Genomic DNA, 24174 nt, shown 5'->3' with positions numbered 1-24174 from the left:
AACAAAAAGAGCACCGAGGTGCTCTTTTTGTTTTGGTGTTCATCGAGAGGATTTACGCCCAATCAATCTCTTCGCCAGCGTGTTTTTCACACTCTTGCTTCACCATTTCAAACAGTTCCATACCCGTTTTTGAGCAGGTCCATTTGTCTTCCACTAACTTGAAGTGGAAACCACCCGATTTTGAGGCCAACCAAATCTCATGCATTGGCTCTTGGCGGTTGATGATGATCTGGCTGCGGTCTTCAAACTCTAATGTCATTACGTTGCCAGACACCTCGTAATCAATGTCTGCGCCTGAATCATCGATGGATTCTTCGATGATTTGCATCTGCGCATCCACCAGTTGATGAAATTCAGTATCGTTCATCCGTCTATCCTATTGCTTTTCCTGAGTGTGGTGCGATTATAGGGGGCATTGATTCAATAATCACGATATGCCAAATGAAAAAATTAGTAACTGTGTTGTTTGTGATGGCTGCCGCGATGCTGGCAGGGTGTGGCCAATCTGGCTCGCTTTACATCCCAGATGACGCACAACAAAACGAGCAATCACAATAATAACCGCACCTTAGGGTGAAATTAGGGTTCAGCAGTCGAATTAAATAAGGGAAGCGAATTTTGGATTACTTCAACTATCAGGATGATGGCCAACTTTGGGCCGAAGACGTCCCACTTCAAGCTCTTGCCGAGCAATATGGCACTCCTCTTTACGTATATTCTCGAGCCACGCTAGAGCGCCACTGGAAGGCGTTTGATAGTGCTGTGGGTCAACATCCTCATCTTGTGTGCTACGCAGTAAAAGCCAACTCAAACTTGGGCGTACTGAACGCGCTGGCTCGTTTGGGGTCGGGTTTTGATATCGTATCTGGTGGTGAACTAGAGCGTGTGATTGCAGCGGGCGGTGATGCGAAGAAAGTCGTGTTTTCTGGTGTGGGTAAAACGCCAGCAGAAATGAAGCGCGCACTAGAGCTTGGCATCAAGTGCTTCAACGTTGAATCAGAGCCGGAACTCGAACGCTTGAATAAAGTGGCGGGCGAGCTTGGTGTGATTGCGCCTATTTCGCTACGTATTAACCCAGATGTTGACGCGAAAACTCACCCTTATATTTCGACTGGTCTTCGTGACAACAAATTTGGCATTGCGTTTGACCGCGCGCCAGTAGTGTATCAATTCGCCCAGAGCCTACCTAATCTGAATGTGCAAGGTATCGACTGCCATATTGGTTCTCAGTTAACGAGCATTGACCCATTTATTGATGCAACCGACCGTTTGCTGGCTTTGATTGATGACCTGAAAGCACAAGGCATCAACATTCGTCACCTCGACGTTGGTGGTGGCTTAGGCGTGGTATATCGTGATGAATTACCGCCTCAGCCGTCTGATTACGCGAAAGCGTTGTTGGGGCGCCTTGAAAATCATCAAGACCTAGAACTGATTTTTGAACCAGGCCGTGCGATTGCAGCAAACGCCGGTATTTTGCTCACCCGTGTGGAGTTCCTAAAACACACTGAGCATAAAAACTTTGCCATCATTGATGCGGCGATGAATGACTTGATGCGTCCAGCACTGTACCAAGCTTGGCAAGATATTGTGCCTGTTTCCCCTCGCAATGGTGAGCCACAAACTTACGATTTGGTTGGCCCGATTTGTGAAACTGGTGACTTCTTGGGTAAAGATCGCGCGCTCGTTTTGCAAGAAGGTGATCTACTCGCGGTTCGTTCAGCAGGTGCCTATGGTTTTGTGATGTCTTCGAACTACAATACTCGTACCCGAGCGGCAGAAGTAATGGTGGATGGTAATCAAAGCCACCTTGTTCGCCAGCGTGAAGAGCTGACCAGTTTGTGGCAGCTGGAACAGATTCTACCGGAGTAACACACAACAAATGCATTTCCACTTTTCCAAAATGCACGGTTTGGGCAACGACTTCATGGTCGTCGACTGCATTACCCAGAACGTGTTTTTCTCGCAAGACTTGATCCGTCGTTTGGCGGATCGTCACACTGGCGTCGGTTTTGACCAATTGCTTGTGGTAGAAGCACCTTATGATCCTGAAACCGACTTCCACTATCGCATTTTTAATGCCGATGGCAGTGAAGTGGAGCAATGCGGCAACGGCGCGCGCTGTTTCGCGCGTTTTGTTCGTTTGAAAGGGTTGACCAATAAGTACAGCATCAGCGTGAGCACCAAGAAAGGTAAGATGATTCTTGATGTGGAAGACGACGGTGAAGTGACGGTCAACATGGGTGTGCCTGAGTTTGAGCCGAACAAAATTCCGTTCAAAGCGAAGCAGAAAGAAAAAACCTACATCATGCGCGCGGGTGACAAGACGCTGTTTTGTGGCGCCGTCAGCATGGGTAACCCGCATGTGGTGACAGTAGTGGATGACGTGGATACCGCAGATGTGGACACTCTAGGTCCGCTGCTTGAATCACACGAGCGCTTCCCTGAGCGTGTGAATGCTGGCTTTATGCAAGTGGTGAGTCGTGACCATATTCGTCTTCGAGTTTACGAGCGCGGCGCAGGTGAAACACAAGCTTGTGGTAGCGGCGCATGTGGCGCGGTGGCTGTGGGTATTTTGCAAGGACTTTTGGATGAGAGTGTGAAAGTATCGCTACCTGGTGGTGAGCTGCATATTTCTTGGCAAGGCCCGGGCAAACCACTCTTTATGACCGGCCCTGCTACTCACGTATTTGATGGTCAACTGTCGTGCTAGTCAAAGAAAAAGGAAACGGTTTGTCTCAAGTTGAAGCTGACGCATTAACGGCAGAAGTGGTGGCTGAATACCTAAAAGATCACCCTGACTTTTTTGTTGAGCGCCCTGAGATGGTGGATCGTCTGTCTTTTCCACATTCGGATTTAGGTACGGTTTCGTTGGTGCATATTCAAATGAATCGCCAGCGTCAGCGTATTGAAGAGCTTGAAGAAGAGATCACCACGTTAATGTCGCTTGCGGCAAACAACGATCGTACCTTCTACGAGTTCATGGATTTGCAGGGCTCGATTCTAAAGTGTGGTGACTTCAAGCAAGTTATTAGCGCGATAGAGCTAAAAGCCAAAGATCTCGGACTGCGTGCGTATGTTCGCTTGTTTAGCCAATGCGATGCATCGACGCAACTTAGCAAAGAACATTACCAGCGTTTTGCGACCAACCACCTAAATGGCAAAGAGGCTTATTTGGGCCGCTTGCGTAAAGTGGATCGTGAAGCGTTGTTTGGCAATATGGATGTGCCAGAAATGGGTTCCTATGTGGTACTGCCGCTGGTGAAGAAGCAGACGCTTGGCGTGCTTGCGTTTTCTAGCGAAGATGGCGGTCATTTCCAACCAGATATGGATACCTTGTTTTTGCGTCACCTATCCTTAGTAGTGGCACATCTTGCTCAAACATTGGTATGGCAAAGTTACGATGACGACAACTCCCAACACTCCTCTGCCAAATAGTCTTCAAAAGCCTCTTGAACGCTTTTACGAATTCTTGCGAAGCGAAAAGGGGCTCAGCTTGCACACTCAACGCAATTACAAGCAACAGTTGGAAACCATGGCGCAGCATCTTGCCGAAATGGGACTGAAAGACTGGTCTCAAGTTGATGCTGGCTGGGTTCGACAACTTGCGGGTAAAGGCATGCGAGAAGGCATGAAGGCCAGCAGCTTAGCTACGCGCTTGTCTTCGCTGCGTAGCTTTTTCGATTTCTTGATTTTGCGTGGTGAGATGTCAGCCAACCCTGCCAAAGGGGTGTCTGCACCTCGTAAAAAGCGCCCGCTGCCAAAAAACCTCGATGTGGATGAAGTGAATCAACTGCTCGAAGTGAATGAAGATGACCCATTGGCGATCCGCGATCGCGCAATGATGGAGCTGATGTACGGTGCCGGCCTGCGTTTAGCCGAGTTGGTCAGTGTGGATGTGCGAGATGTGCAGCTGCGCAGTGGCGAGCTTCGTGTTATCGGTAAAGGTGACAAAGAACGTAAAGTGCCTTTTTCGGGGATGGCAACGGAATGGGTTGGTAAGTGGCTACGCGTTCGTGGTGACTTAGCAGCGCCAGGTGAACCTGCATTGTTTGTGTCTAAACTCGGAACCCGTATTTCGCACCGTAGCGTGCAAAAACGCATGGCCGAGTGGGGACAAAAACAGTCTGTAGCTAGTCACATTAGCCCACATAAGTTGCGCCACTCATTTGCTACGCACATGCTGGAGTCGAGCAACAACTTACGTGCGGTGCAAGAGCTTTTAGGTCACGAGAACATATCGACGACCCAAATCTACACACACTTGGATTTCCAGCATCTAGCGCAAGCGTATGACCAAGCCCACCCACGCGCCCGCAAAAAGAACGGGGAGTGAGCCAAAGCATGAAATTTTACCGCCGTATCGAGCCGATTAAGGCCATGACATTCGATCTGGATGACACGCTGTATGACAACCATCCAGTGATTGTCCGTATGGAGCGCGAGTTACTGACCTGGTTGCAACAAACGCATCCTGCTGTGGCGCACATGGAAAAGGCCGACTGGTTGCAGGTAAAAAAACATGTGCTCCAGCAAAGTCCTGATCTCAAAAGCGATGTGACGCTTTGGCGCCTAGTGCAGCTAAAGCATGCTTTTCTATCGGTTGGCTATGATGAAGCGCACGCTCAAGTCGCAGCGGAAGAGGGCGTGCAACTGGCGTTGGAATGGCGCAGTCAGTTTGACGTGCCGCAGCAAAGTCTCGATGTATTGGCGGAGTTGGGAGAACGCATTCCTCTGGTGGCGATCACCAATGGTAATGTCGACTTAGATAAAATCGGTTTGACGCCATACTTCCAACGCGTATTAAAAGCGGGCCCTGACGGTCTCGCCAAGCCTGCTGCCGATTTGTTTGTCAAAGCGCAGCAGTTCCTCGATTTACCTGCCGAAAACATTTTGCATGTTGGTGACCACCTCACGACGGATGTATATGGTGCAAAGTTAGCGGGTTTTGCCGCATGTTGGTTTAATGATATGAATAAAAATGTCATTAATCATTCAAGAACACGTACGTTACCTGACATTGAAATCAATAGTTTGCAGCCGTTACTCACACTTTTTTAATTGCTTTCGCATTAATCCATTCTAAAGTCATTTTGTGCCTAGAAAAGCATCAAAAAGAAACGTAAATTACTAAGCCTAAAGTAAAAATAACGACGCCACTCATCGTGGTGAAAATAGTGTTACGGCAGTAGTAGGGTACATGCGAGCTTTTTCCAAACGGGTCCACGATGTAAGTCAGCTTAATGACTTTTTAGTCACTTCTCAGTTGCACCCAGATAAACAGTATTTGGTGCAAATTTTGTCTACGCAATCGCGAGAATGTGCGGCTGCACTCGCCAAAGCGGTTTTGTCGATGTTGCCCAATGCTCATGTCATCGGTCACAGTACTCGCAATGTAATTTTGGATGGCGACATTTTTACCTCTGGCTGCCTCATCAACCTGATTGAGTTTGACCAAACCACGCTAACGTCTGCCGTCCAAGCGTATTCTTTCTCTCCCGATATAGACGGTGGCGAGCTCAAACGTTCGCTGCAGTTACAAAGCAACTCTCAAGTCATCATCAGTTTTGCCGTGCAAATCGAACGTCGTGATTATCCTTTGTATCAAACTTTTGCGACCGAAAACGTGCGAGTGTCTGGTGGATTAGCGCAAACCATAGAAGACGGTTGTTGGGTGCTCTATCAAAACCAAACATACGACAACGCCGTAGTGGCAGTGGCTTTGCACAGTGATACTTTGAAAACTTGGACAGACGCGTATTCCGAGTGGAACCCAATCGGCATGCCGCACAAAGTGACGCATGCGAAAGGCACGCGCTTGTATTGCTTAGGAGAGCGTAAAGCCCTCGATGTTTACAAGCATTATCTTGCCGACGGGCACGACGTGACGATTAACCAATTACTCAGTTTCCCGTTGTATCGAGAAACGTTGGGGCGCAAGGAAGTTTGTACCGTCACAGAACTTCACGCTGATGGAAGCATGAGTTTCGATAGGCCGTGGTGCCTCGGTGATGAGGTTCAGTTTTGCTATAACCATCCCTCTCTGACGTTAGAACAAGTGCGTCATGGGGTGGTGGAACTTGCTATGCATCAGCCAGAAGTAGTGATGATTTACAACTGTGCCTCACGGCTGGATTTTATTGATAGCAGCGATGAAGTGCAGGCGTTTATGGATATTGCCGCGACCTTTGGCAGCTACTGCATGGGTGAAATACATGGTGACATTGGCCAGCCAGAAATTCTTCACCACAGTTTGACGTACCTTGCGATGCGCGAAGGCGATGAGGTGCAATCGCTGAATTTGCCTAAACCGCAAGTGAGCGCTTCGATTTCACCGCTGTTTAGCTTAATACGCAATGCGATTGGCGATTTGAATCATATGAACGCTCACATGGGTTATCAACTTGATCGTCAAACTCGCAAGTTACAAGAAAGCTACCGTCGTGACAGTCGCACGGGGCTGCAAAATCGCGTGGCGCTGCAAGAGCGCTTAAGTCACATCGATTGTGACGAGCATTTGTTAACGCTTAAGCTACTCAATTTCAGCCACATCAACGAAAAGTACGGGTATCGAGTCGGAGACCAGCTGCTCAAAGATCTGTCGATGCATTTTACCAATCGATTGAGAAAGCGCTTAGGCATGCCAGCGGCGCTGCAACTGTACAGCATTGGTGTAGGTGAGTGGGCTTTTGTGTTTAAGGCTGAACAAAGTAGCGAGACTATCAAACAGCACTTTACTCGTTTTGCTGATGCGGTTGAGCAAACTAACTTTGAGCCGCTCGGCCTGCGCGAAATTGATTACCTGTCTATTTCCTTGTGTGGTGGCTTGGTTAGCCGTCGTGATTTTCCTTCGGCTTCTCCTGATGAGCTCTTATTAAAAGGCATAGAAGCGCGTCGTTCTGGCGTTCGCAGCAACACGCATATTTGCAACGCTAAAGACATCGAAGTCAGTGAAGATGTACGTAAAGAGCAACTAGGGTGGTTGAGTTGCGTCAGCCGCGCGATTCTCAAGCAGAACATTATTACGTATAGCCAACCGATTGTGCACGCTTACAGTCATCTTCCTGCCAGCCAAGAATGTCTGGTGCGGATTTTAGAAGAAGACGGAACAGTGATTGCTCCAGGGCGATTTTTACCGATCATCTCAGACACGCATTTGTACACCAGATTGAGTCGTCACATGATCCGCTCGACGCTGCATTACATGCGAGATAAGAAAGGGGATTTCTCGATTAACCTGTCTCCGCAAGATTTGTTGAGCGACAAAACGTTGATGTTGCTGGAGCATGAAATCAGCCAGTTGAATGACCCGACGCGAATAGGGCTGGAAGTACTGGAGTCTGAACAGATTAAAGATTACGGCCGTATGATAGAAGTGTGCAGCCATTTCAGAAAACTGGGTGCGCGCATTATCGTGGACGATTTTGGTTCTGGATACTCCAATATTGATGAGATCTTAAAGCTAGAGCCGGAAGTGATAAAGCTGGATGGCAGCTTGATTCGAGACATCGATAAGGATTTAAAGCAGCGCAAAATAGCTTCTCAGTTGGTGCGTTTGTGCCAGGTGTTTAATGCAGAAACGGTCGCGGAGTTTGTGCACAATCGAGAGGTGTGCAAAATCGCGCAGGATATGGGCGTCGATTATCTGCAAGGCTACTACTTAGGTGAACCTACGCGTCTGTTTTAGTCGTGTTTCACGTGAAACAATGCCAATAAAAAAACGCAGCCTTGGCTGCGTTTTTTGTTTCGTCGATTGGGTTTATTCGAGAGAGAGTGGTGACGGCTTGAGAGCATGGCCACTTTTCTCGGCTTGGAACAGTACAAGGTAGTGAGCAAAAAACGTATGCAGTTGCTGTTGGTTATCCTGCTCACCAAGTTGACCTAATAAGTGGGCAGCAACCTCAAAGGTGCACAAGTTGCCTTGTTGCTGATTACGTCGCAGTTGATATTGAGAATCGGCGAGTGCGGAAAGTCCCATGGTAGGGATACCTTCTAACCAGCGACTCTTATTGATCATCTTGCGTGCTTCTTGCCAGGTGGCATCCAAAATAATGTACAGCGGCATTTTGGCTTGTTGCTGGCTTTGCATTTCCACATGTTCGAGTGTGATGCTTTCTTCACTTGGGAATAGAATCACCGGGTACAGCGAAGGATCAGCCAAGCGAGTGAGCAACTCTGCTGGTGGTTGTTTGCGATCCCAGATTGCTTGCTCGACGTTGAGTTGGCAATGCTGTAATAGCTGGCCCGTATTGGTGTCACGAGTAAGCTCATTTGGGTGCATCAATAGCAGTATGTCGTGCTTGCTGGTGAGTTTAGGCACCAGCGAGCAAATACAGTTGAACTGAAAACCGCAATGGGGACACGGTTGTGACATTACAGTCGAACCCCTTCACGCACTGGGCTAATACCATCCGAGAACAGACGAACACCACTGATTTGTTCTGGTGTGGCTGTTGGTGCCATGCTCGGGTTCAGAGGGTAGCTTACGCCAGTGTACTGCATGACATGTTTTGCTGGTGTTGCGCCACCGCCACTAACATCGAAAATCAGGTCGCGCCAACCGTGCGACGTTTGTTGGCCGAGCATTATTGGGCTTCTTACCAGTGTAATTCGACTATTGAAGCGCCATTCTTTTTCATGGTTTTCGAACACCAAGAGCGTACAACCGCCTGAGCCGCACCAATCCAATTGAACCAGCAGTTCTTCATTACCATCACCATTGAGATCGTACGTTAACCAGCGGTATTGGTTATTGCTTGGGTCGGTTTGGTGAATGAAGAAGTAGTTACGTACCGCAGCATCGACTTTGGAATCGAAATCGGCACTGGATGGGACGTCAGCACTGCCGATAGGTTGGTCTGCGCGCTTCGCCGCCGGTTGTTGAACGCCTGCATCACGAACGGTTGCTGGGTAAAGCACTAAGCCACCATCGGCGATCGGGTACACCATGCTGCCCACTTTTTCCTTGGTGGCTTTGAGTTGGTTGCCATCGCGCGTAAAGAGTCGCTCAGACATCAAACGTTGTTGCTGGTGGTGGGTCATCACAACTTGAACTTGCGACGGGCTCAACTGTTGCCAGAAGCCGCGTTCCACTAATGGGTCTTGACCGTTTGAGTAGCTGTATTTCGTCGTGGCGCTGTGGTCAGGGTTTAAGGTCATTTGCACCTCAAAACCTTGTGATTGCGTTGAGGTGGCTACATAGGTATTTGCCCAGCTAAGCGTTGCATCAACGTTCGCTGCCATGCCACACCCTTGGTAAGTGTTTCCATCGTGTTTGAGTGTTGCTTTCCAGCCATATAAAGAGTCGCTCATGGTGTCTGAACAGAGGTTTTCCGTCATGCGTAGTTCACCATCATCAAGCCTATAAGTGCGTTGGCGCGGCTGCAGTTGACTGCTTTGAATAGACAGCATTTCGGTGGTTTTACCCATTTGTTGGAACTTAAGCGCATTGGCTTCAAAACTGGCTGCCCAAGACGGCTCGTTGCCAAATACACGCGTCGGTTTTTGCGGTTGGCTGCAACGATTTGGGTTTTCGGTAGTGAGGAAGTTCACTTGCTCAACCACAAAGTTGGCGTCGAAATCCGCAGAGAAACCATCAATGCCCGGAGGATTAAGATGACCGATGACTTCGCCATACATGGTTTGGTACGGTTCATTGCCGAGCTTAATGGCGCGTTGAATTTGTTGTGGTGACAGTTGCAACCAATATTGTTTGTCGCTGCCGCAAGGCATGATGTATTGGCTTTCATGGCCGATGATTACTTTGCCGCGCAACATAAAAGTTTGAGGTTGAATGGTTTCAGGCTTATCTAATGATGCTGGTGGAGAGGTTGGTGTTTCCGCGCCAGATTGTGGCGGTTGCGAACTACATGCTTGCAGAACCAGCAGAGTGGCGAGTGCCACTGGGTTTTTCAAAGCCTTCATGTTATATCTTCCTCATTATTGTTACTCAATCGGCATCGGATGGCATTATGGCATATTGGTTATTTAAAACAGAACCAGATACCTTTTCTATTGACACGCTTAGAACCCAAAAGGTTTCATGTTGGGAGGGAGTTCGTAATTATCAGGCGCGCAATATGATGCGTGACCAAGTAAAGGTGGGCGATTTCGTCCTGATTTACCACTCTTCCTGTAAAAATGTTGGCGTGGCGGGGATTGCCAAAGTCGTACGAGAAGCCTATCCCGACCATTTTCAGTTCGACCTAGAAAGTGATTATTACGACCCAAAATCGGACCCAGATAACCCTCGTTGGATCATGGTCGATATTGAGTTTGTGCGTAAAACCGCGCGGGTGATCCCACTGTCGGTCATGAAAGCGATGCCTGAACTTGAGAACATGCCACTGGTGAAACGCGGAAATCGCCTTTCGATCATGCCTGTGACCGAAGATGAGTGGGAAGCGATTCTTGGCAAAGAGAAGTTACCAAGCCAGAGATAAAAAAAGGGCTGCAAATTGCAGCCCTTCGTGATTTTGTTGTTAACCCAAGGGTTAGAGCAGGTGATCTTGCAGGTAATGCGCCACGGCATCGTCTGCGTTGCTGCCAATCACTTCATTGTTTGGCAGCGCTTTCATCACTTTCTCGTGCGAAGTGCCCATTACTAAGCCTTTGCCTGCCATTGATAGCATTTCGACATCATTCATGCCGTCGCCAAATGCAATGCAGTTTTCGAGCGTTAAACCCAGAGTTTCCGCGACTGCTTGTAGCGCGTGGCCTTTCGAAACGCCGGCACTCATTACTTCTAAGCACCAAGGAGTAGAGAACGCGATATTCAATTTGTCGCCAAACTGTTCACGCAGTTTGTTTTCAAACACCACCAAACGTTCATGATCTTGCGCTGGATGGGTGAAGAAAATTTTCGCAATGCCGTCGGTAGGCGCTTGGTCTTCATCGAATAAGACGTATGTAAATTCGTCATGGAAATCACGCAGTGTTTCGTCGTCTTTGTTCATCAACCAACTGTCGTTTTGATACATGTGGATAAGTATCTCGTGATCATGTTTGATCGTGTCGATCACGCCTTGAACCAAATCCGCAGGTACGTTTTCACTGTACATCAGTTGATCGTTTTGGTCATGAACACGCGCACCGTTTGAGGTGATCATGTAAGCCGGAATGCCCACTTGGCGACGAATGCTTGCAACGTCTACGTGGTGGCGACCCGTTGCAAAGACAAAGGTGTAACCCTTTTCATGCAGCGCTTTTAGCGTCTCTTTTGAGTAAGCACTTAGCTGATGGTTTGGTGCCAGTAACGTGCCATCCAGATCTGAGGCAACGATTTTAGTGATCTCTTTGCAAGGTAGCGATGTGCTCATGAAGCCCTCGTAAACGGTTTGGATAGAGTGGAACAGGTTGATTGCAAACGGAGTACAGTAGACTGACTAGATCATACTGCTCCGAATGCGGGGGAACGTAATGCTGCCTGCTTTCCTCGTTAAACGTGCGAGGTGGGCGAAACAGACGCAAGCAGTGTACGCCAAAATAAGGATGAAAAAGAGGGTAAATCGTTTGAGAGACATTTCCTCTTTAATTATTGCGGTGAAGTGGTCGCCTACAACTCTTATTGCATTTTTTCGTCTGACGACGAAGTAGGGTCATCCATAAAGCGGAAGATCGCATCGAGCGCTTGATTGCGGTACTGGTCTGTTTCGAACAAGATTTCATGCTGTGCGCCTTCAATAGAAAGCAATGCCGCATGAGGATTGGTTTTACGCAGCTTCTCGATAAAGCGTTTTTGCGCGAGATTGCTGACGATACGATCATTGCCTGCTTGAACCAGTAGCACAGGCACTTTTACTTGGCGAGTTAACAAAAAGCACTGTTTCGCTGCCATGAGTCCTTGCCATACCCAGCGAGTGCTTGGTCCACCGACTTGCAGTTCCGGTTTTTCTGTATAGAGATTGCGAAACCACTGGTAGCGGCCTGCGCTTTGGCTGAGAGGATTGTCCTCAAAAGGCTTGGGAAAGTACGGCTTGTGGCCCGGCGCATAACGCGGCAGTGGTGACACGGCAGAAAGAATTTGCGTCACTGGGATAGCGATGGGTGATAAGTACCACGGTAAGTTAATGCCAAACATGGGTGCGCTTAAAATCAAACCAGTGAATGGGTTCTCTGGGTGGGTTTGCAGGTAGCGCGTTGCGATGGCACCGCCCATGGAGTGCGCGATGATAAAGCATTGCTGATATTGTTTAAGGTCGTGTTGTTTGATCACCACGTCCATATCATCAATATAGTCAGTAAAGTCATAGACGTGACCCATATCAGAGTCAGATAATAGGCGATCTGATAAACCTTGTCCTCGGTGGTCAAAGGAATACACATCGTAACCTTGGCGGTAGAGATCGTAAAACAGCTCTTGGTACTTCCAGGAAGATTCGATGCGGCCATTGACGATCAGCACGGCTTTTTTGTGTTCAGGGTTGGTGAGTTTGCACCAGTAGATTTTCTTTTTCTCTGTCCCTTTAACAAAGCCCTCTTGGCGAGTTTGCCAAAGTGCTGCGATCGGACCACCAATTGCTTGCTCAAATAAAGTCTCTTGAGTATAAGTCAAAGGTGAATGGTTAGTAGCCATTAGTCGATTACCTGAAGATACATTGTAGACGCGATGTATCATCGAAGAATTAGTGAGGAAATGCAATGGATACCCACGTTTGGTTGGCCTATGTGGTAACTGCAATCGTTTTTAGTTTGGCTCCGGGTTCAGGCACGGTTAACTCAATCAGCAATGGCTTGAGTTACGGCACGCGTAAATCGCTTGGCGCGATTGTTGGTCTGCAAATCGGACTCGCGATTCACATCGCCTTGGTTGGCGCTGGCATCGGTGCGCTGGTGGCGCAATCGGCAACTGCGTTTACTATCATTAAATGGGTAGGCGCGGCTTACCTTGTATGGTTGGGTATTCAGAAATGGCGTGACACTTCAGGCTTGATTGCCAATGAGAGTCACAAAGAGATGTCAGGTAGCGCATTATTGTATAAAGCCGTTTTAATTAACCTGACTAACCCTAAATCGATCGTCTTTTTGGTGGCGTTGTTCCCTCAGTTTATCGACCCTGCAAAAGACCAACTGACGCAATTGTTGGCGCTAGGGGTGACGACAGTGGTGATTGATGCGTGCGTAATGTTGGGTTACACCACGTTAGCGGCGCAGATGGGACGCTTTATCCGTTCAGACAAGATCATGGGTAAAATTAACAAAGTATTCGGTTCAATGTTTATGGGTTGTGGCGCATTATTAGCGGCTGCAAAATCCTAAGCCATTTATAGGTAGTTCTATCGCATGAATACAACGTATGTCGCTCGTCAGCCGATTTTTAACCGTAAAAGACAGACGCTGGGTTATGAATTGTTATTTAGAGATGGAGAAAGCAACGCCTATCCCGCTCATATCGAATCAAACCGAGCGACATACCGATTAATCGTCGAGAACTTTCTATCACTGGGTACTAACCCAGTGATTGCGTCTTCGCGATGCTTCATCAACTTTCCTCATCAGAGCTTGGTACGCCGTTTGCCTCGCAGCTTGCCAAAAAACAAAATCGTCGTAGAAGTCTTAGAGACTTGCCAACCTACCGATGATCTTCTCGATGCAATTCGCGAGTTATATCGAGAAGGTTATTTGATCGCGCTGGATGATTTCACCTTAACGCCGGAGTGGCGTCGCTTCTTACCTTATGTGCACATCGTTAAACTCGATATCATGGCGATGGGGCTAGAAAAAGCGTGTGAGCTGGTTAAAACCCACCTCGCTAAGCGCGTCAAATATCACTTTTTAGCGGAACGCGTCGAAACCGCAGAAGAGTTTGAGCAAGCCAAAGCGGCGGGTTTTAAATTCTTTCAAGGCTACTTTTTTAGCAAGCCATTGGTGTCGCAAACCAAATACGTCAGTCCGGAGCAGGTGTTAGCGTTACAACTGTTTCGGGAAGTCTGCGCGCCAGAGCCGGATTTTGACCGCATTGAAAGCATCATTACGCAAGATGTGGCCTTGTCGTACAAGTTACTGCGTTTTGTGAATACCCAGATCACCACATTAGAGGTGGAAATCAGCTCGTTCCGTCAGGCGCTGATTTACCTTGGTCAAGACAAGCTGAAGCAATTTGTCTCTTTGGTGGTGGCGTCTTACATCTCAAGCAACAAACCGCGTGAGTTGTACAACCTCTCTTTGCAACGTGCCCAGTTCTGTGAGCTGATGTCGCGTTACCAACCTTTTTCTCATCTTAATGAGCAAGGCTTTATGGTCGGCTTATTGTCGATCTTAGATGCCATGCTCGACTTATCGATCGAAGCTTTGGTGAAGCAACTGCCGTTGAGTGATTCTGTGCAGCAAGCGTTACTGCATCGTAAGGGTGAGTACGGCGTGCTGATCTCACTAGAAGAATGCTACGAGCGAGCAGATTGGCATGGCGTCGAAAAGCTCTCGGGTCAGTTGGGTTTGTCATTCGATGAAGTCAAAGCCTCGTTAAGTGAAGCGGTTCGCTGGAGCCAAAGCGTCGTCACGGTCTAATTCTCTCTATTAGTATGAAACTTTTATGAAGGCAAGGGCGTGGCTCTTGACGCCTTGGCACAATTAAATAAACATATGCGCATATCCATATATAGGTATGTTAACTATGCTTCCACATCAGTTTTTCAAGCTTTTATCTGACGAGACTCGTGTGCGCTGTTTAATGCTGGTGGCCCGCGAAGGAGAAATTTGCGTAGGTGATTTGGCGTTTGCATTGCAAGAGAGTCAGCCGAAAGTTTCTCGTCATCTTGCTCAGTTAAGATCGAGTGGCATTTTAGTCGATAAGCGTCAGGGACAATGGGTGTACTACGAGTTATCGCAGCAATTGCCAGGATGGATGCGCAAGTTGATTGAAGACTTAGTAGCATCGAATTGCTTGAAGCAAGAATACCAAGACGACATTACACGCTTGCACGATAAAAGTCGTGAGGCTTGCTGTTAACAGCGAACAAAGATTCAAGGTTGAAGATTAAAGGGTGAGACTATGACGATTAAAGTAGGGATTAACGGGTTTGGGCGCATTGGGCGTTTGGCGCTGCGCGCGGCATTCGATTGGCCAGAATTGGAATTTGTGCAAATCAATGATGTTGCGGGCGATGCAGCAACGTTGGGCCACTTATTGGAGTTCGACTCTGTTCAAGGCCGTTGGCACCATGAAGTGCAGGTTGAGGGAAATGAACTCGTCATCAATGGCAAGCGCATCGCGACGACACAGCATCGCGACATCGATGCAGTGAATTGGTCTGGTTGTGATGTCGTGATTGAAGCGACAGGCGTGCACCGCAAAACTTCGTACCTTGACCAATATCTCGATCAGGGCGTGAAGCGAGTGGTGGTTAGCGCACCAGTGAAAGAAGAAGGCATTGCGAACATCGTTGTTGGCGTGAACGACCACATTTTCGATCCTGACAAACATCGTATCGTGACAGCGGCTTCGTGCACGACCAACTGCATCGCACCAGTGGTAAAAGTCATTCATGAGAAATTGGGCATTGAGCAATCTTCTTTCACGACGATTCATGATTTGACCAATACGCAAACCATTTTGGATGCTCCGCACAAAGATCTGCGTCGTGCTCGTGCGTGTGGCATGAGTCTTATCCCGACCACCACGGGCAGTGCGACTGCGATTGTGGAAATTTTCCCTGATTTAAAAGGCAAGATTAACGGCCACGCAGTGCGTGTACCGTTAGCGAATGCGTCACTGACAGACATCATCTTCGATGTGAAACGCGATACCACCGCAGAAGAAGTGAATGCTTTGCTGAAAGAAGCGTCGGAAGGGGAGCTAAAAGGCATTCTTGGCTTTGAAGAGCGTCCGTTGGTGTCGATCGATTACAAAGGCGATCAACGCTCAACCATCGTTGATGCACTCTCAACAATGGTCGTTGGCTCTCGCATGGTGAAGATTTACGCGTGGTACGACAATGAAATGGGTTACGCAACGCGTACCGCAGAATTGGTTCGTAACGTTGGTTTGGCTTAATAGGAGTTCACAATGTCTCATCCTACATGGCAATTAGATTTGGCCTCTGGTGCATTAGTCCTAACACCGTGCCCGGGCACGAAAGGCGTCGATTTGAAAACGTCTTTACAGCAATTAAAAGAGCAGGGTGTTCAAGCAGTGGTTACGGCACTGGACAATGCTGAGCTAGCATCGAAAGACGTCGCGGATTTGGGTGAAGTTACCCAACAACTGGGCATGAAATGGTTCCAGATCGAGATTGAAGATGATTGCGCACCCAGTGAGGATTTCGCGGTGAAGTGGCAACAAGCTAGCCCTGAACTGCATGCGATTCTTGCTCAAGATGGCAAAGTCGCGATGCACTGCATGGGCGGCTCGGGTCGCACTGGTTTGTTCGCAGCTCACTTGCTGCTAGAAAAAGAATGGACGCTGGACGATATCGTGCGAGAAGTTCAGGCACTGCGCCCAGGCGCGTTTACCAAACCAGTGCAGCTTGAGTACATCGAACGGGTGGCGAAAGACGCCTGATCAGCTTAAATAGCTTTTGGAACATCATGATCCAAAAGCTATTGTCTGGCTTTTATAATGGAATATAGCTCAGCGATAAAGCGGAAGGTGGTAATTTAACCTTTTGTTTTTATTGATTATTAATTTTCAATTATAAATGCCAGCGTGTTTGTAAACTTGAACTAAGGTTGTATCGCCTTATGGCTGGTGTGCAGGTTAATCAGTATTTAGAACATGATGATCTAAATGCGTCTATCGCTGTACATAAGAGGTCAATATGATTTCTCAATTGAGCAAAAGTATTCGTCAGTACATGTTAGTGACGTTTAACTATTGGAACTTTACCGTAACCGACGGAGCGCTGCGTATGCTGGTGGTGCTCTATTTTCACGACTTGGGTTATTCAACGTTAGCCATTGCCTCGCTCTTTCTTTTCTATGAATTTTTTGGCGTGGTGACCAATCTGATTGGTGGTTGGTTAGGGGCCCGGTTAGGCCTGAACAAAACCATGAATATTGGCCTAGCGATGCAAGTGTTTGCGTTGTTAATGTTGGCAGTGCCCAACGCTTGGCTGACGATTCCTTGGGTGATGGCTGCGCAAGCTTTGTCTGGTATCGCTAAAGACCTCAACAAGATGAGTGCCAAGAGTGCGATTAAGACGCTAGTACCAGATGAGCAGCAAGGCGCGCTTTACAAATGGGTGGCGATTTTGACGGGCTCGAAGAACGCACTCAAAGGGGCGGGTTTCTTTGTCGGTGGCTTGTTGTTGTCTTGGGTGGGTTTCCAAAACTCGATGCTTATTATGGCGAGTGTGCTCGCGGTAGTGTTCATTTGCAGCATGATCTGGCTAGAAGCCGATATGGGCAAAGCGAAAACTAAGCCTAAGTTTAGCCACATTTTTTCTAAGTCTGAATCGGTCAACATCTTGTCCGCAGCGCGCATGTTCCTGTTTGGTGCGCGGGATGTCTGGTTTGTGGTGGCTTTGCCGGTTTATCTCGGCAGCGTATTTGGCTGGGATCACTTGTGGGTTGGTGGCTTTTTAGCATCATGGGTGATCGCGTATGGCTTTGTACAAGGTTTTGCGCCGCGCATTACGGGTAAAGCGCAGGGTCGCGTGCCTGATGGAAGTGCGGCATTAGTGTGGGCGGGGATTCTTGCCTTAATCACCGGCGGGATTGCTTACGGAGTACAAATTGGTTGGCAGCCGGAAATCGTGATTGTGGTTGGGCTGATGATTTTTGGTGCGGTCTTTGCCATTAACTCTTCGCTGCATTCGTACCTGATTGTGAGCTATGCCAAAGGCGACGGCGTCTCGTTGGATGTCGGCTTTTACTACATGGCCAACGCCATGGGACGTTTGATTGGCACGGTATTGTCGGGGTGGATTTACCAAGAAGCTGGACTAGCGGCGTGTTTGTGGGTCTCTTTCGCTTTCTTGGCGCTGACAACGTTGATTTCGATTAAGTTGCCTAAAGCTAATATCGCCACGGCTTAGTTCTGATGAATGTGATGGGCTGAACAGAACATCGTGAATAAAAATGGCTCCAATCGGAAGCCATTTTTTATGTCTGCATATTATGAGCAGAAGCGTCCAAGTTTTGCAGGTTGCGTCATCTTGATTTCGTCGTCTAACGAGCGGTAGACAATCGTATTCCAGATTTCGCCATTATCCATTTCAAATTCAATCGCGTAATTCATGCCGCTTACCACCTGAGTGCGAACACTGAGGATTTGCTTTAACTTAGCGGAAGTGTTCATTTGCGCGAGTACCACATCAAGCAATGGTTGCGCTTCATCGGTCATGTCACTTTGTGACCATCCGCCGGGCAGTTTTTCTAAGTTACAGATTGGGTTCGCTTCCGGTTGCGATTGGGCAGGTGCCACGGTCTCTTCCTTTTGATTACATCCAGCTAAAGCCACTACACATACGAGTGACGCCAATAATGTTTTCTTCATAACAAGACCTTTCTTTGTAATGTGCTCAGTATCCTAGGGGGTTCTGTTCATTATATCTGTTTCATATTCGAGAAAGTGTTGGTCACATATCGCTTCGTTTCAATTGATTCTGTTCAGCAGTATTTATCGGTTAAATACAATTAACAGGTCATTGTTGGGTTAAAAATAAGCAAAAACAGATTGTTAACTATTTAATTGAGTGAAAATTGCCCTATGCTATAAACGATAAGCGATCCAAGGTAGGAAAGGATATGAGAGAAAGGGTTCTGTTTTTTGATTTATTGCGCTGCGTCGCCGCAGTGGCTGTGATCGCTATTCATGTCTTGGCGCCTTATCGAAACGAGTTGGGCGTGATACCAATGGACCAATGGCTCACCGCCGTTGGAGTGAACAGCGTGACCCGATGGGCGGTGCCGGTATTTATTTTGATTACGGGCGCTCTGATGCTCAGTGATACACGTCCTTTTGATGGCAAGTATTACGTGAAGCGGCGTTTGGGGAAGGTGTTGGTGCCTTTTCTAATTTGGTCGACGTTCTACGCGTATCTATCGGGTTGGACGGCACAAGGATTCGATTTTGAAACCGTCAAAGAAGTGCTGAGTAATAGTCCGTTTCATGCCACCTATTACCATTTAGGCTTCTTCTATTATTTTATTCCACTGTATTTCGTGATTCCTCTATTCCAATGGATGGCACGTAATGTCGATGACAATGTCCTCTATACCTATCTGGCTTTTTGGATGTTCACTAGCACGCTATTCCTGTTCAAGATTGATGGACCATGGAGTAACCAAATGTGGCTCTATATGGGCTATCTGCCTTTGGGTTATGTTCTGTTTCAAAAAGTGCCACTAAATCGTTCTATGGTGACGTTGTTCACTGGGTTTGGATTGGTAGCGTTAGCCGTGACATTCACCATGGTGGTGACTAACAGTTTAGAAGCAGAGAAATACACCGTGGGGCGTTGGTTGTCATACAAAACATTGAACGTGATTTTGGCGGCATCGATGATTTTTATGCTGTGTCGGTATTTTGGGGAAGGGTTGCCGAAGAACGTGCAGAAAGTGGTGAGTTTTATCAGCCAGCACAGCTTAGGCATTTACTTACTTCACCCAATCTTTTTATGGCCGATGAAAGAGTTCGGTTGGTATACCGGTCATCCGGCATGGGTGATCCCTGTGTGGATTGTGTTAAGTGGGGCGGGAGCCTTGGCGATGAGTTATTTGTTCTCGAAATCAGCCAAGACTCGTTGGTTACTGCCGTAAGTTAGCGTTTGATTGCGAAATGTAGGAATTTGTCGCCGCTGTAGGTCAGGGTGCCTTTATCACCTGGATTAAGCGCGTGGTAATAGTGCACACCAATTTGGAATTCTCGTTTCGGGCCGATTGGGCCACGTTGCACATAAATCCAATATTCTTGGTCGTCCTGTCCCGGCTGCGCATCCGGCACATCGATCGCTTGTTTGTCTAAAATAGTGACTTGAACACTTTGTTCTGGCGCATCTTCACCAACGTAATGTTTGCTGTAGAAACGAAAGAACACCCAAGCGCCAAGGGCGATGAGGGCAAAAATGGCCAAGATAAGTGAGATTGGCATGATAACCTCCAATGTTTCATTGGGCCCTATTCTACAGAACTCCCTGATTAAACTATGAGTTGAGATAAACTATTCGTGATCTAATAAAAGGGGTGTAGATTTTATTCGGCGGACTTCACAGTTTATATGCGTGCAAGGGCACAATTTGAAAGGAAAATTGCACTTAACCGCTCGAAAAAGCTCTAAATTTATAGAAGAATGAAATGACTAACGAAGGGAAGGTCAGTAAAGGAGGGTTACGATGTCAGATATCGAAAAAGTAGTCATGCGTACCCGAACGATCGAAAAGCTTCTGCGTACTCAATATCACGCAGAAGGGAAAGGGTTGCACCAACTTATCAGCAGTTGTGAAGAGCGCTTACCTCATGATGTGATCGCGAAATTGCGTTTTATCGCCACTGTGCGTAATAAAGTCGTGCATGAGGACAACTATAAGCTGGATGATCGAAAAGGTTTCATGGCAGCGTGTGATGACTGTGAAAAAGAGTTAACGCCAAGAAGTTCCCGTTTTATTTGGCGAACCGCTATTTTGCTAATGGCGCTAATCACACTCGCTGCACTCGGTTTTTACTACATGCATTGGGACATCTTGTCAGAGCACATACAGTAAACCTAAAAATTGAGAAATAAAAAAGGACGCGAAAGCGTCCTTTTTTATTTTTAATCAGTGACTTAGTACATCATTGGCAGTGTCATTAAACCCACAACCACTGCAATCATAACCAGCCCTTGTTTTTGAGAAGATGAAATCATAACACTACCTCTTAAATCTTTGATGAACTCGATGGAGTAAATATAGCACTGTTTTTGGCTGTTGATCAACGTATCTGTAGAAAACTTTTCAAAACTCATACTTAACTTGGTTGTTTTTACTTTAAATTGACCAATAAAACAGTGTTTTTTGGGCTGTATTTAAAGTGTTCGCTTTGGGTCTTAATTATGCTTTTGTGTTTTAAGTTATTGATTTTGATGCGTTGTAAATGGTTAATAAGTGGCTGTTATATTGTTTTTTGTCTCAGTTTGGTGGTTGATTTGGTATTTTGTCTGTATTTCTCAAAAGTTGAGAAAAGTGAGTGTTGTGTTATGGCGGTGGTTAATGAAGGCACTAGGATGGTGCAAGAATTTCTTATCTGATGAGAAAATCTGGCAAGGAAGTATAATTGGTGGGTCGTGGAGCGGCTAATGGTGTTTTTGCCCTCATTAACGTTAATGTGTTTTATTTATCATTGGGTTACGTTGTTTTAATGATATTTTTAATACAAACAAATCTACTTGGAGAGTGATGTTTAGATGGGCTTATCATGGCATTCTTTCCCATATCAGGATGAATAGGGGTAACCAGACTTTTTGTGGTTGATGTTTGTCCGTGTTGATGGTCATACACACAAGTTGGCTTTTTTACACACACTATGAAATCGTGTGAGCACTAACCACGAATTCCAATCCACATTATTTTTGCTAGCGCTAGAGAGGGTTACAAAATGTTTCGAATCGCTAGCGAGATCCAACTTTCGTAGATTGTGTCTTTACATCAAAACTGGTCTACCTAGACTAGCGGCGAGTTTAAGTAAAAGGTATGTACGGCATGTGGAGTTGGCTGGCGATAGGGTTATCAGGTATGTATTCCGTGTTGGGTGCAAAGCAAGCGAACCCGACACAATCCTTAGTGTTTAAAATCTTTACGCTATTACTTCTTCTTATTTTGGTGCTAACCCAAGGGCCGTCGGCCGATCACAGCTACTGGATTGCTGGTGGTTTGGTGGTTTCTATGTTCGCCGATACGCTGCATTCGTTTAAAACACGTAAGCTGATCTATTTTGCTGCCTATCTCGCAGCGCAAGTGTGCTACAGCAAATCTTTTTGGGTTCAGCTCAATGGCGATATCGTGTGGTGGTTGCTGGCTTTGTTGCTTGCCGCCAGTATCGTGGCGTTTTTCCTTCTTTTACCGCAGTTAGATTCGCTCGTTTTTCCCGTTGTGACTATGGGCATAATGCTAGTGCAGCTCGCTTGGGCAGCCGGTGAGGTTTGGCTGCAAACGCCTAGCTACGCGAATGCCATTGGCTTTAGTGGCACCGTCATCATGACGTATTCCGCGCTCGCTTACGCCATACACGGATTCCGTAAACCAATGAAGCGCGCGTATGTTTGGGTAAGTGGTAGCTACTTTCTTGCTCATGCACTCATTGTTGCTTCTATCATTTACTAACGTAAGTCAAAGCAGTGCTCGACGATTTCAGTACACTGGTCGGGTTCTATTTGCTAACTGGAGTTAATGATGAGTGACATTCATGCTCACAACTTACTAAACCTACTACGTGAAACCCCAATGAGCCGCGACGAGCTCGCACAACATTTTGGCGCAGACGTACGTTTTCATACCTGTAAGTTGAATGATCTAGACTTAGATGCATTGCTAACCTTTTTATTACAGCGCGATAAGGTTCGCGAACTCGAAGGCAAGTTCGTCGTCAACATGGCGCGTATTTGCAACCATTAAGCGGCGTCTGAGGTTGTTTCGGTAATCGAGGGCGAATTATCTGATTTCGCCCTTAGCCGTATACTCGCACAATCTCCTTACTATACACTGGTCGCCATTTTTTTCGTCGAGGCCAGAACATGGATATTCTTTCTGCAGCGACCATGCTGTTTCTTATCATGGACCCTCTTGGCAATTTGCCCATTGTGTTGTCCATTCTTAAACACATCGATCCCAAACGTCGTCGTAAGGTGCTCATCCGCGAGCTGATTTTTGCCTTGTTGATTTTGATGTTGTTCTTGTTCGCCGGACAAAGCATCTTGAGCTTTTTGCACGTACAGCCGGAAACTTTGAGTATCTCTGGTGGCATCATCTTATTTATCATCGCAATTAAGATGATTTTCCCAAGTGCAGGGAGCATCACCGGGTTAGCAGCGGGTGAAGAGCCGTTTATTGTGCCAATGGCAATTCCAATGATTGCTGGCCCATCAGTGATTGCCGCGTTGCTTCTGCTTTCTTCCCAGCATCCCGACAAACTGGTCGAACTTTCAGCGTCGGTGGTGATTGCGTGGGGCGCGACCTTCTTTATTTTGATGTTCTATGGCTTTTTCAATCGTCTGTTGGGCGAACGCGGTCTGAAAGCGGTGGAACGCTTAATGGGCTTGTTATTGGTGATGATTTCCACCCAGATGTTCCTAGATGGTGTGAAAAGCTATTTGGGATAAATCAAAGACAACAAAAAGCCGCTCCAGTGAGCGGCTTTCTTTATGGCGATGTTTACATCATGTGTTTACGACGAATGTCGAGTAGGGCAAAAATACCAAAAATCAAAATGGAGTACTTTTCCCAACTGCTCATCTGAATCTTATCTCCAAATGCACCAATGAAGATTGCCATTTGCAAACCGTGCATGATGAACAAGAAGGCTGTCATGATGTACAACGCAATCGCAGCATTACCTGGAAATGGCATCACAATATTCAGAATCAAAACCAGCCAAACAAAGGCAATCGCCGCTTTAGCTAGGATAAGTAGTGCTTTCATTTAAGTGTCCTTTTAAATCGAGGCGTTAGGCTGAGGTACGTTCATACAGACGGTAACTGACTTGGCCTGCGGTTTTTTCTCTGTGCAGGTGCCAATTTTCCGGAAGCCCGGCAATGCTCAGCTCTTTTTCCGTTTCAATATAAATCATTGCATCTTCTGCAAGCCAACCGTTTTGCTCTAGCAAGGTCACGGTTTCATCCAATAGTCCCTTACGGAAAGGTGGATCGATGAAAACCACGTGATGTGGTGTGCCTGGTTGTTTCAGAAAGCTCAAGGCATCGGTATTCACCACTTGGATATTAGTGGCTTTCAACGACGCGACGTTTTTTTGTAACTGCTGAAAAGCTTGCGGGTTGAGCTCAATCATGGTCACGAGTTCTGCTTGGCGTGACGCCGATTCAAAACCTAAACCACCAGAGCCAGCAAATAAATCGAGGCATTTTGCTTGCGGCACATCTTGTGCTAACCAGTTAAACAGGGTTTCTTTCACGCGGTCAGTGGTTGGACGCAAACCTTCAGCGTCATGAACAGGGAGTTTTCTGCCTCTCCATAAACCACTAATAATGCGAACAAAGCCCGTTGTTGGCTTTTTTTGTGATGTGTTTTGCTGGCGACGTCTTACCAT

Annotated in this window: 28 protein-coding genes and 1 pseudogene; 19 read left to right on the top strand and 10 right to left on the bottom strand. The window is 47.1% G+C overall.

Features of this window, described 5'->3' with window-relative positions; translation table 11 throughout:
- Positions 1-52: 52 nt before the first annotated feature.
- Entirely contained in the window at positions 53-367 is a 315-nt protein-coding gene (gene cyaY, locus ACF8CV_RS10960) for an iron donor protein CyaY (protein ID WP_005459084.1), read from the bottom strand.
- Between cyaY and ACF8CV_RS10955 the strand changes: the two are divergent.
- The 7 genes and pseudogenes from ACF8CV_RS10955 to ACF8CV_RS10925 all read left to right on the top strand — a co-directional run bounded on the left by ACF8CV_RS10955 (position 347) and on the right by ACF8CV_RS10925 (position 7687).
- A pseudogene (locus tag ACF8CV_RS10955) lies at positions 347-558 on the top strand (lipoprotein). The gene cyaY and the pseudogene ACF8CV_RS10955 sit on opposite strands and share 21 nt — an antisense overlap.
- Before the next feature lie 60 nt (positions 559-618).
- Positions 619-1872 carry a diaminopimelate decarboxylase gene (lysA, locus tag ACF8CV_RS10950; protein ID WP_138937904.1) on the top strand — a complete coding sequence of 418 codons (1254 nt, stop codon included), beginning with the start codon at positions 619-621 and terminating at the stop codon, positions 1870-1872.
- A 10-nt stretch (positions 1873-1882) separates the two neighbouring features.
- Positions 1883-2713 carry a diaminopimelate epimerase gene (gene dapF, locus ACF8CV_RS10945; RefSeq protein ID WP_005459097.1) on the top strand — a complete coding sequence of 277 codons (831 nt, stop codon included), beginning with the start codon at positions 1883-1885 and terminating at the stop codon, positions 2711-2713.
- Positions 2707-3438, top strand: a complete 732-nt coding sequence (locus ACF8CV_RS10940; protein WP_171055910.1) for a DUF484 family protein — start codon at positions 2707-2709, stop codon at positions 3436-3438. The genes dapF and ACF8CV_RS10940 overlap by 7 nt, the downstream gene beginning before the upstream one ends.
- A complete protein-coding gene (xerC, locus tag ACF8CV_RS10935; RefSeq protein ID WP_005459099.1) occupies positions 3404-4336 on the top strand; it encodes a tyrosine recombinase XerC in 933 nt (310 codons plus the stop codon). Before ACF8CV_RS10940 ends, xerC begins: the two co-directional genes overlap by 35 nt.
- An 8-nt stretch (positions 4337-4344) precedes the next feature.
- Positions 4345-5061, top strand: coding sequence for a 5-amino-6-(5-phospho-D-ribitylamino)uracil phosphatase YigB (gene yigB / locus ACF8CV_RS10930; protein WP_025541918.1), 717 nt, complete (start codon positions 4345-4347; stop codon positions 5059-5061).
- Between the two features lie 139 nt (positions 5062-5200).
- Positions 5201-7687 (top strand): EAL domain-containing protein, encoded by a 2487-nt coding sequence (locus ACF8CV_RS10925; RefSeq protein ID WP_021822232.1) that lies wholly within the window; start codon positions 5201-5203, stop codon positions 7685-7687.
- Positions 7688-7759: 72 nt separating this feature from the next.
- Here ACF8CV_RS10925 and ACF8CV_RS10920 read toward each other — a convergent pair whose 3' ends face one another.
- Both ACF8CV_RS10920 and ACF8CV_RS10915 read right to left on the bottom strand, forming a co-directional pair.
- Positions 7760-8374, bottom strand: coding sequence for a tRNA-uridine aminocarboxypropyltransferase (locus ACF8CV_RS10920; protein ID WP_138937902.1), 615 nt, complete (start codon positions 8372-8374; stop codon positions 7760-7762).
- Entirely contained in the window at positions 8374-9924 is a 1551-nt protein-coding gene (locus ACF8CV_RS10915) for a COG3650 family protein (protein ID WP_138937901.1), read from the bottom strand. The genes ACF8CV_RS10920 and ACF8CV_RS10915 overlap by 1 nt, the downstream gene beginning before the upstream one ends.
- A 47-nt stretch (positions 9925-9971) precedes the next feature.
- Here ACF8CV_RS10915 and ACF8CV_RS10910 point away from each other — a divergent pair, with 47 nt between their 5' ends.
- Complete coding sequence (locus tag ACF8CV_RS10910; protein ID WP_023623316.1) at positions 9972-10442, top strand: EVE domain-containing protein; 471 nt, start codon at positions 9972-9974, stop codon at positions 10440-10442.
- 51 nt (positions 10443-10493) lie between these two features.
- Here the strand turns inward: ACF8CV_RS10910 and ACF8CV_RS10905 are convergent, their stop codons facing one another.
- A complete protein-coding gene (locus ACF8CV_RS10905; RefSeq protein WP_005478981.1) occupies positions 10494-11318 on the bottom strand; it encodes a Cof-type HAD-IIB family hydrolase in 825 nt (274 codons plus the stop codon).
- Between the two features lie 245 nt (positions 11319-11563).
- Positions 11564-12574, bottom strand: a complete 1011-nt coding sequence (locus ACF8CV_RS10900; protein WP_025501751.1) for an alpha/beta fold hydrolase — start codon at positions 12572-12574, stop codon at positions 11564-11566.
- A gap of 65 nt (positions 12575-12639) precedes the next feature.
- Between ACF8CV_RS10900 and rhtB the strand changes: the two genes are divergently transcribed.
- From rhtB to arsJ, 6 genes are all read left to right on the top strand, one after another.
- The gene (rhtB, locus tag ACF8CV_RS10895; RefSeq protein WP_005459098.1) at positions 12640-13257 is read left to right on the top strand and encodes a homoserine/homoserine lactone efflux protein; all 618 of its coding nucleotides are present in this window, start codon (positions 12640-12642) and stop codon (positions 13255-13257) included.
- 24 nt (positions 13258-13281) lie between these two features.
- A complete protein-coding gene (locus tag ACF8CV_RS10890) occupies positions 13282-14505 on the top strand; it encodes an EAL and HDOD domain-containing protein (RefSeq protein WP_005459079.1) in 1224 nt (407 codons plus the stop codon).
- Positions 14506-14611: 106 nt separating this feature from the next.
- Entirely contained in the window at positions 14612-14947 is a 336-nt protein-coding gene (locus tag ACF8CV_RS10885; RefSeq protein ID WP_005478993.1) for a metalloregulator ArsR/SmtB family transcription factor, read from the top strand.
- A 42-nt stretch (positions 14948-14989) separates the two neighbouring features.
- Positions 14990-15991 carry an ArsJ-associated glyceraldehyde-3-phosphate dehydrogenase gene (locus ACF8CV_RS10880; protein ID WP_005459102.1) on the top strand — a complete coding sequence of 334 codons (1002 nt, stop codon included), beginning with the start codon at positions 14990-14992 and terminating at the stop codon, positions 15989-15991.
- Between the two features lie 12 nt (positions 15992-16003).
- Positions 16004-16498 carry a cyclin-dependent kinase inhibitor 3 family protein gene (locus tag ACF8CV_RS10875; RefSeq protein ID WP_025533671.1) on the top strand — a complete coding sequence of 165 codons (495 nt, stop codon included), beginning with the start codon at positions 16004-16006 and terminating at the stop codon, positions 16496-16498.
- Between the two features lie 256 nt (positions 16499-16754).
- Positions 16755-17972 carry an organoarsenical effux MFS transporter ArsJ gene (arsJ, locus tag ACF8CV_RS10870; protein WP_069488508.1) on the top strand — a complete coding sequence of 406 codons (1218 nt, stop codon included), beginning with the start codon at positions 16755-16757 and terminating at the stop codon, positions 17970-17972.
- A gap of 80 nt (positions 17973-18052) precedes the next feature.
- Here the strand turns inward: arsJ and ACF8CV_RS10865 are convergent, their stop codons facing one another.
- Complete coding sequence (locus ACF8CV_RS10865) at positions 18053-18433, bottom strand: cystatin domain-containing protein (RefSeq protein WP_021449829.1); 381 nt, start codon at positions 18431-18433, stop codon at positions 18053-18055.
- A 251-nt stretch (positions 18434-18684) separates the two neighbouring features.
- Between ACF8CV_RS10865 and ACF8CV_RS10860 the strand changes: the two genes are divergently transcribed.
- Complete coding sequence (locus tag ACF8CV_RS10860) at positions 18685-19698, top strand: acyltransferase (protein WP_017449415.1); 1014 nt, start codon at positions 18685-18687, stop codon at positions 19696-19698.
- Between the two features lies 1 nt (position 19699).
- On the opposite strand, the gene ACF8CV_RS10855 is transcribed toward ACF8CV_RS10860, so the two are convergent.
- Positions 19700-20029 (bottom strand): DUF2500 domain-containing protein, encoded by a 330-nt coding sequence (locus ACF8CV_RS10855; protein ID WP_069548449.1) that lies wholly within the window; start codon positions 20027-20029, stop codon positions 19700-19702.
- Between the two features lie 241 nt (positions 20030-20270).
- On the opposite strand from ACF8CV_RS10855, the gene ACF8CV_RS10850 reads away from it, so the two are divergent.
- On the top strand, positions 20271-20639 hold the full coding sequence (locus tag ACF8CV_RS10850) for a hypothetical protein (RefSeq protein ID WP_005489749.1): 369 nt from the start codon (positions 20271-20273) through the stop codon (positions 20637-20639).
- A gap of 62 nt (positions 20640-20701) precedes the next feature.
- On the opposite strand, the gene ACF8CV_RS10845 is transcribed toward ACF8CV_RS10850, so the two are convergent.
- The gene (locus ACF8CV_RS10845; RefSeq protein WP_005458791.1) at positions 20702-20881 is read right to left on the bottom strand and encodes a hypothetical protein; all 180 of its coding nucleotides are present in this window, start codon (positions 20879-20881) and stop codon (positions 20702-20704) included.
- 733 nt (positions 20882-21614) lie between these two features.
- On the opposite strand from ACF8CV_RS10845, the gene ACF8CV_RS10840 reads away from it, so the two are divergent.
- The 3 genes from ACF8CV_RS10840 (at position 21615) to ACF8CV_RS10830 (ending at position 23230) form a co-directional block, all read left to right on the top strand.
- Positions 21615-22235 (top strand): lysoplasmalogenase, encoded by a 621-nt coding sequence (locus ACF8CV_RS10840; protein ID WP_005481960.1) that lies wholly within the window; start codon positions 21615-21617, stop codon positions 22233-22235.
- Positions 22236-22304: 69 nt separating this feature from the next.
- A complete protein-coding gene (locus ACF8CV_RS10835; protein ID WP_015297472.1) occupies positions 22305-22526 on the top strand; it encodes a YecH family metal-binding protein in 222 nt (73 codons plus the stop codon).
- A gap of 119 nt (positions 22527-22645) precedes the next feature.
- Positions 22646-23230: a YhgN family NAAT transporter gene (locus ACF8CV_RS10830; protein WP_005455144.1), complete on the top strand. Its 585-nt coding sequence runs from the start codon at positions 22646-22648 to the stop codon at positions 23228-23230.
- A 52-nt stretch (positions 23231-23282) separates the two neighbouring features.
- Here ACF8CV_RS10830 and ACF8CV_RS10825 read toward each other — a convergent pair whose 3' ends face one another.
- On the bottom strand, positions 23283-23549 hold the full coding sequence (locus tag ACF8CV_RS10825) for a DUF1145 domain-containing protein (protein WP_005496405.1): 267 nt from the start codon (positions 23547-23549) through the stop codon (positions 23283-23285).
- A gap of 25 nt (positions 23550-23574) precedes the next feature.
- Positions 23575-24174, bottom strand: coding sequence for a 16S rRNA (guanine(966)-N(2))-methyltransferase RsmD (gene rsmD, locus ACF8CV_RS10820; protein ID WP_005455148.1), 600 nt, complete (start codon positions 24172-24174; stop codon positions 23575-23577).

Origin of the sequence: Vibrio sp. zbq_1 (assembly GCF_043102935.1) — a bacterium.
Taxonomy (GTDB): domain Bacteria; phylum Pseudomonadota; class Gammaproteobacteria; order Enterobacterales; family Vibrionaceae; genus Vibrio; species Vibrio parahaemolyticus.
Note: the sequence above shows the minus strand (reverse complement) of the source record. Positions and strands in the feature narration are given on the sequence as shown.

What these genes read in the sequence shown, in the direction of transcription:
- cyaY (WP_005459084.1), bottom strand. Translation starts at nt 367, where the DNA reads ATGAACGATACTGAATTTCATCAACTGGTGGATGCGCAGATGCAAATC.
- dapF (WP_005459097.1), top strand. Translation starts at nt 1,883, where the DNA reads ATGCATTTCCACTTTTCCAAAATGCACGGTTTGGGCAACGACTTCATG.
- xerC (WP_005459099.1), top strand. Translation starts at nt 3,404, where the DNA reads ATGACGACAACTCCCAACACTCCTCTGCCAAATAGTCTTCAAAAGCCT.
- yigB (WP_025541918.1), top strand. Translation starts at nt 4,345, where the DNA reads ATGAAATTTTACCGCCGTATCGAGCCGATTAAGGCCATGACATTCGAT.
- ACF8CV_RS10925 (WP_021822232.1), top strand. Translation starts at nt 5,201, where the DNA reads ATGCGAGCTTTTTCCAAACGGGTCCACGATGTAAGTCAGCTTAATGAC.
- ACF8CV_RS10920 (WP_138937902.1), bottom strand. Translation starts at nt 8,374, where the DNA reads ATGTCACAACCGTGTCCCCATTGCGGTTTTCAGTTCAACTGTATTTGC.
- ACF8CV_RS10915 (WP_138937901.1), bottom strand. Translation starts at nt 9,924, where the DNA reads ATGAAGGCTTTGAAAAACCCAGTGGCACTCGCCACTCTGCTGGTTCTG.
- ACF8CV_RS10910 (WP_023623316.1), top strand. Translation starts at nt 9,972, where the DNA reads ATGGCATATTGGTTATTTAAAACAGAACCAGATACCTTTTCTATTGAC.
- ACF8CV_RS10905 (WP_005478981.1), bottom strand. Translation starts at nt 11,318, where the DNA reads ATGAGCACATCGCTACCTTGCAAAGAGATCACTAAAATCGTTGCCTCA.
- ACF8CV_RS10900 (WP_025501751.1), bottom strand. Translation starts at nt 12,574, where the DNA reads ATGGCTACTAACCATTCACCTTTGACTTATACTCAAGAGACTTTATTT.
- rhtB (WP_005459098.1), top strand. Translation starts at nt 12,640, where the DNA reads ATGGATACCCACGTTTGGTTGGCCTATGTGGTAACTGCAATCGTTTTT.
- ACF8CV_RS10890 (WP_005459079.1), top strand. Translation starts at nt 13,282, where the DNA reads ATGAATACAACGTATGTCGCTCGTCAGCCGATTTTTAACCGTAAAAGA.
- ACF8CV_RS10885 (WP_005478993.1), top strand. Translation starts at nt 14,612, where the DNA reads ATGCTTCCACATCAGTTTTTCAAGCTTTTATCTGACGAGACTCGTGTG.
- ACF8CV_RS10880 (WP_005459102.1), top strand. Translation starts at nt 14,990, where the DNA reads ATGACGATTAAAGTAGGGATTAACGGGTTTGGGCGCATTGGGCGTTTG.
- ACF8CV_RS10875 (WP_025533671.1), top strand. Translation starts at nt 16,004, where the DNA reads ATGTCTCATCCTACATGGCAATTAGATTTGGCCTCTGGTGCATTAGTC.
- arsJ (WP_069488508.1), top strand. Translation starts at nt 16,755, where the DNA reads ATGATTTCTCAATTGAGCAAAAGTATTCGTCAGTACATGTTAGTGACG.
- ACF8CV_RS10865 (WP_021449829.1), bottom strand. Translation starts at nt 18,433, where the DNA reads ATGAAGAAAACATTATTGGCGTCACTCGTATGTGTAGTGGCTTTAGCT.
- ACF8CV_RS10860 (WP_017449415.1), top strand. Translation starts at nt 18,685, where the DNA reads ATGAGAGAAAGGGTTCTGTTTTTTGATTTATTGCGCTGCGTCGCCGCA.
- ACF8CV_RS10855 (WP_069548449.1), bottom strand. Translation starts at nt 20,029, where the DNA reads ATGCCAATCTCACTTATCTTGGCCATTTTTGCCCTCATCGCCCTTGGC.
- ACF8CV_RS10850 (WP_005489749.1), top strand. Translation starts at nt 20,271, where the DNA reads ATGTCAGATATCGAAAAAGTAGTCATGCGTACCCGAACGATCGAAAAG.
- ACF8CV_RS10845 (WP_005458791.1), bottom strand. Translation starts at nt 20,881, where the DNA reads ATGAGTTTTGAAAAGTTTTCTACAGATACGTTGATCAACAGCCAAAAA.
- ACF8CV_RS10840 (WP_005481960.1), top strand. Translation starts at nt 21,615, where the DNA reads ATGTGGAGTTGGCTGGCGATAGGGTTATCAGGTATGTATTCCGTGTTG.
- ACF8CV_RS10835 (WP_015297472.1), top strand. Translation starts at nt 22,305, where the DNA reads ATGAGTGACATTCATGCTCACAACTTACTAAACCTACTACGTGAAACC.
- ACF8CV_RS10830 (WP_005455144.1), top strand. Translation starts at nt 22,646, where the DNA reads ATGGATATTCTTTCTGCAGCGACCATGCTGTTTCTTATCATGGACCCT.
- ACF8CV_RS10825 (WP_005496405.1), bottom strand. Translation starts at nt 23,549, where the DNA reads ATGAAAGCACTACTTATCCTAGCTAAAGCGGCGATTGCCTTTGTTTGG.
- rsmD (WP_005455148.1), bottom strand. Translation starts at nt 24,174, where the DNA reads ATGGTAAGACGTCGCCAGCAAAACACATCACAAAAAAAGCCAACAACG.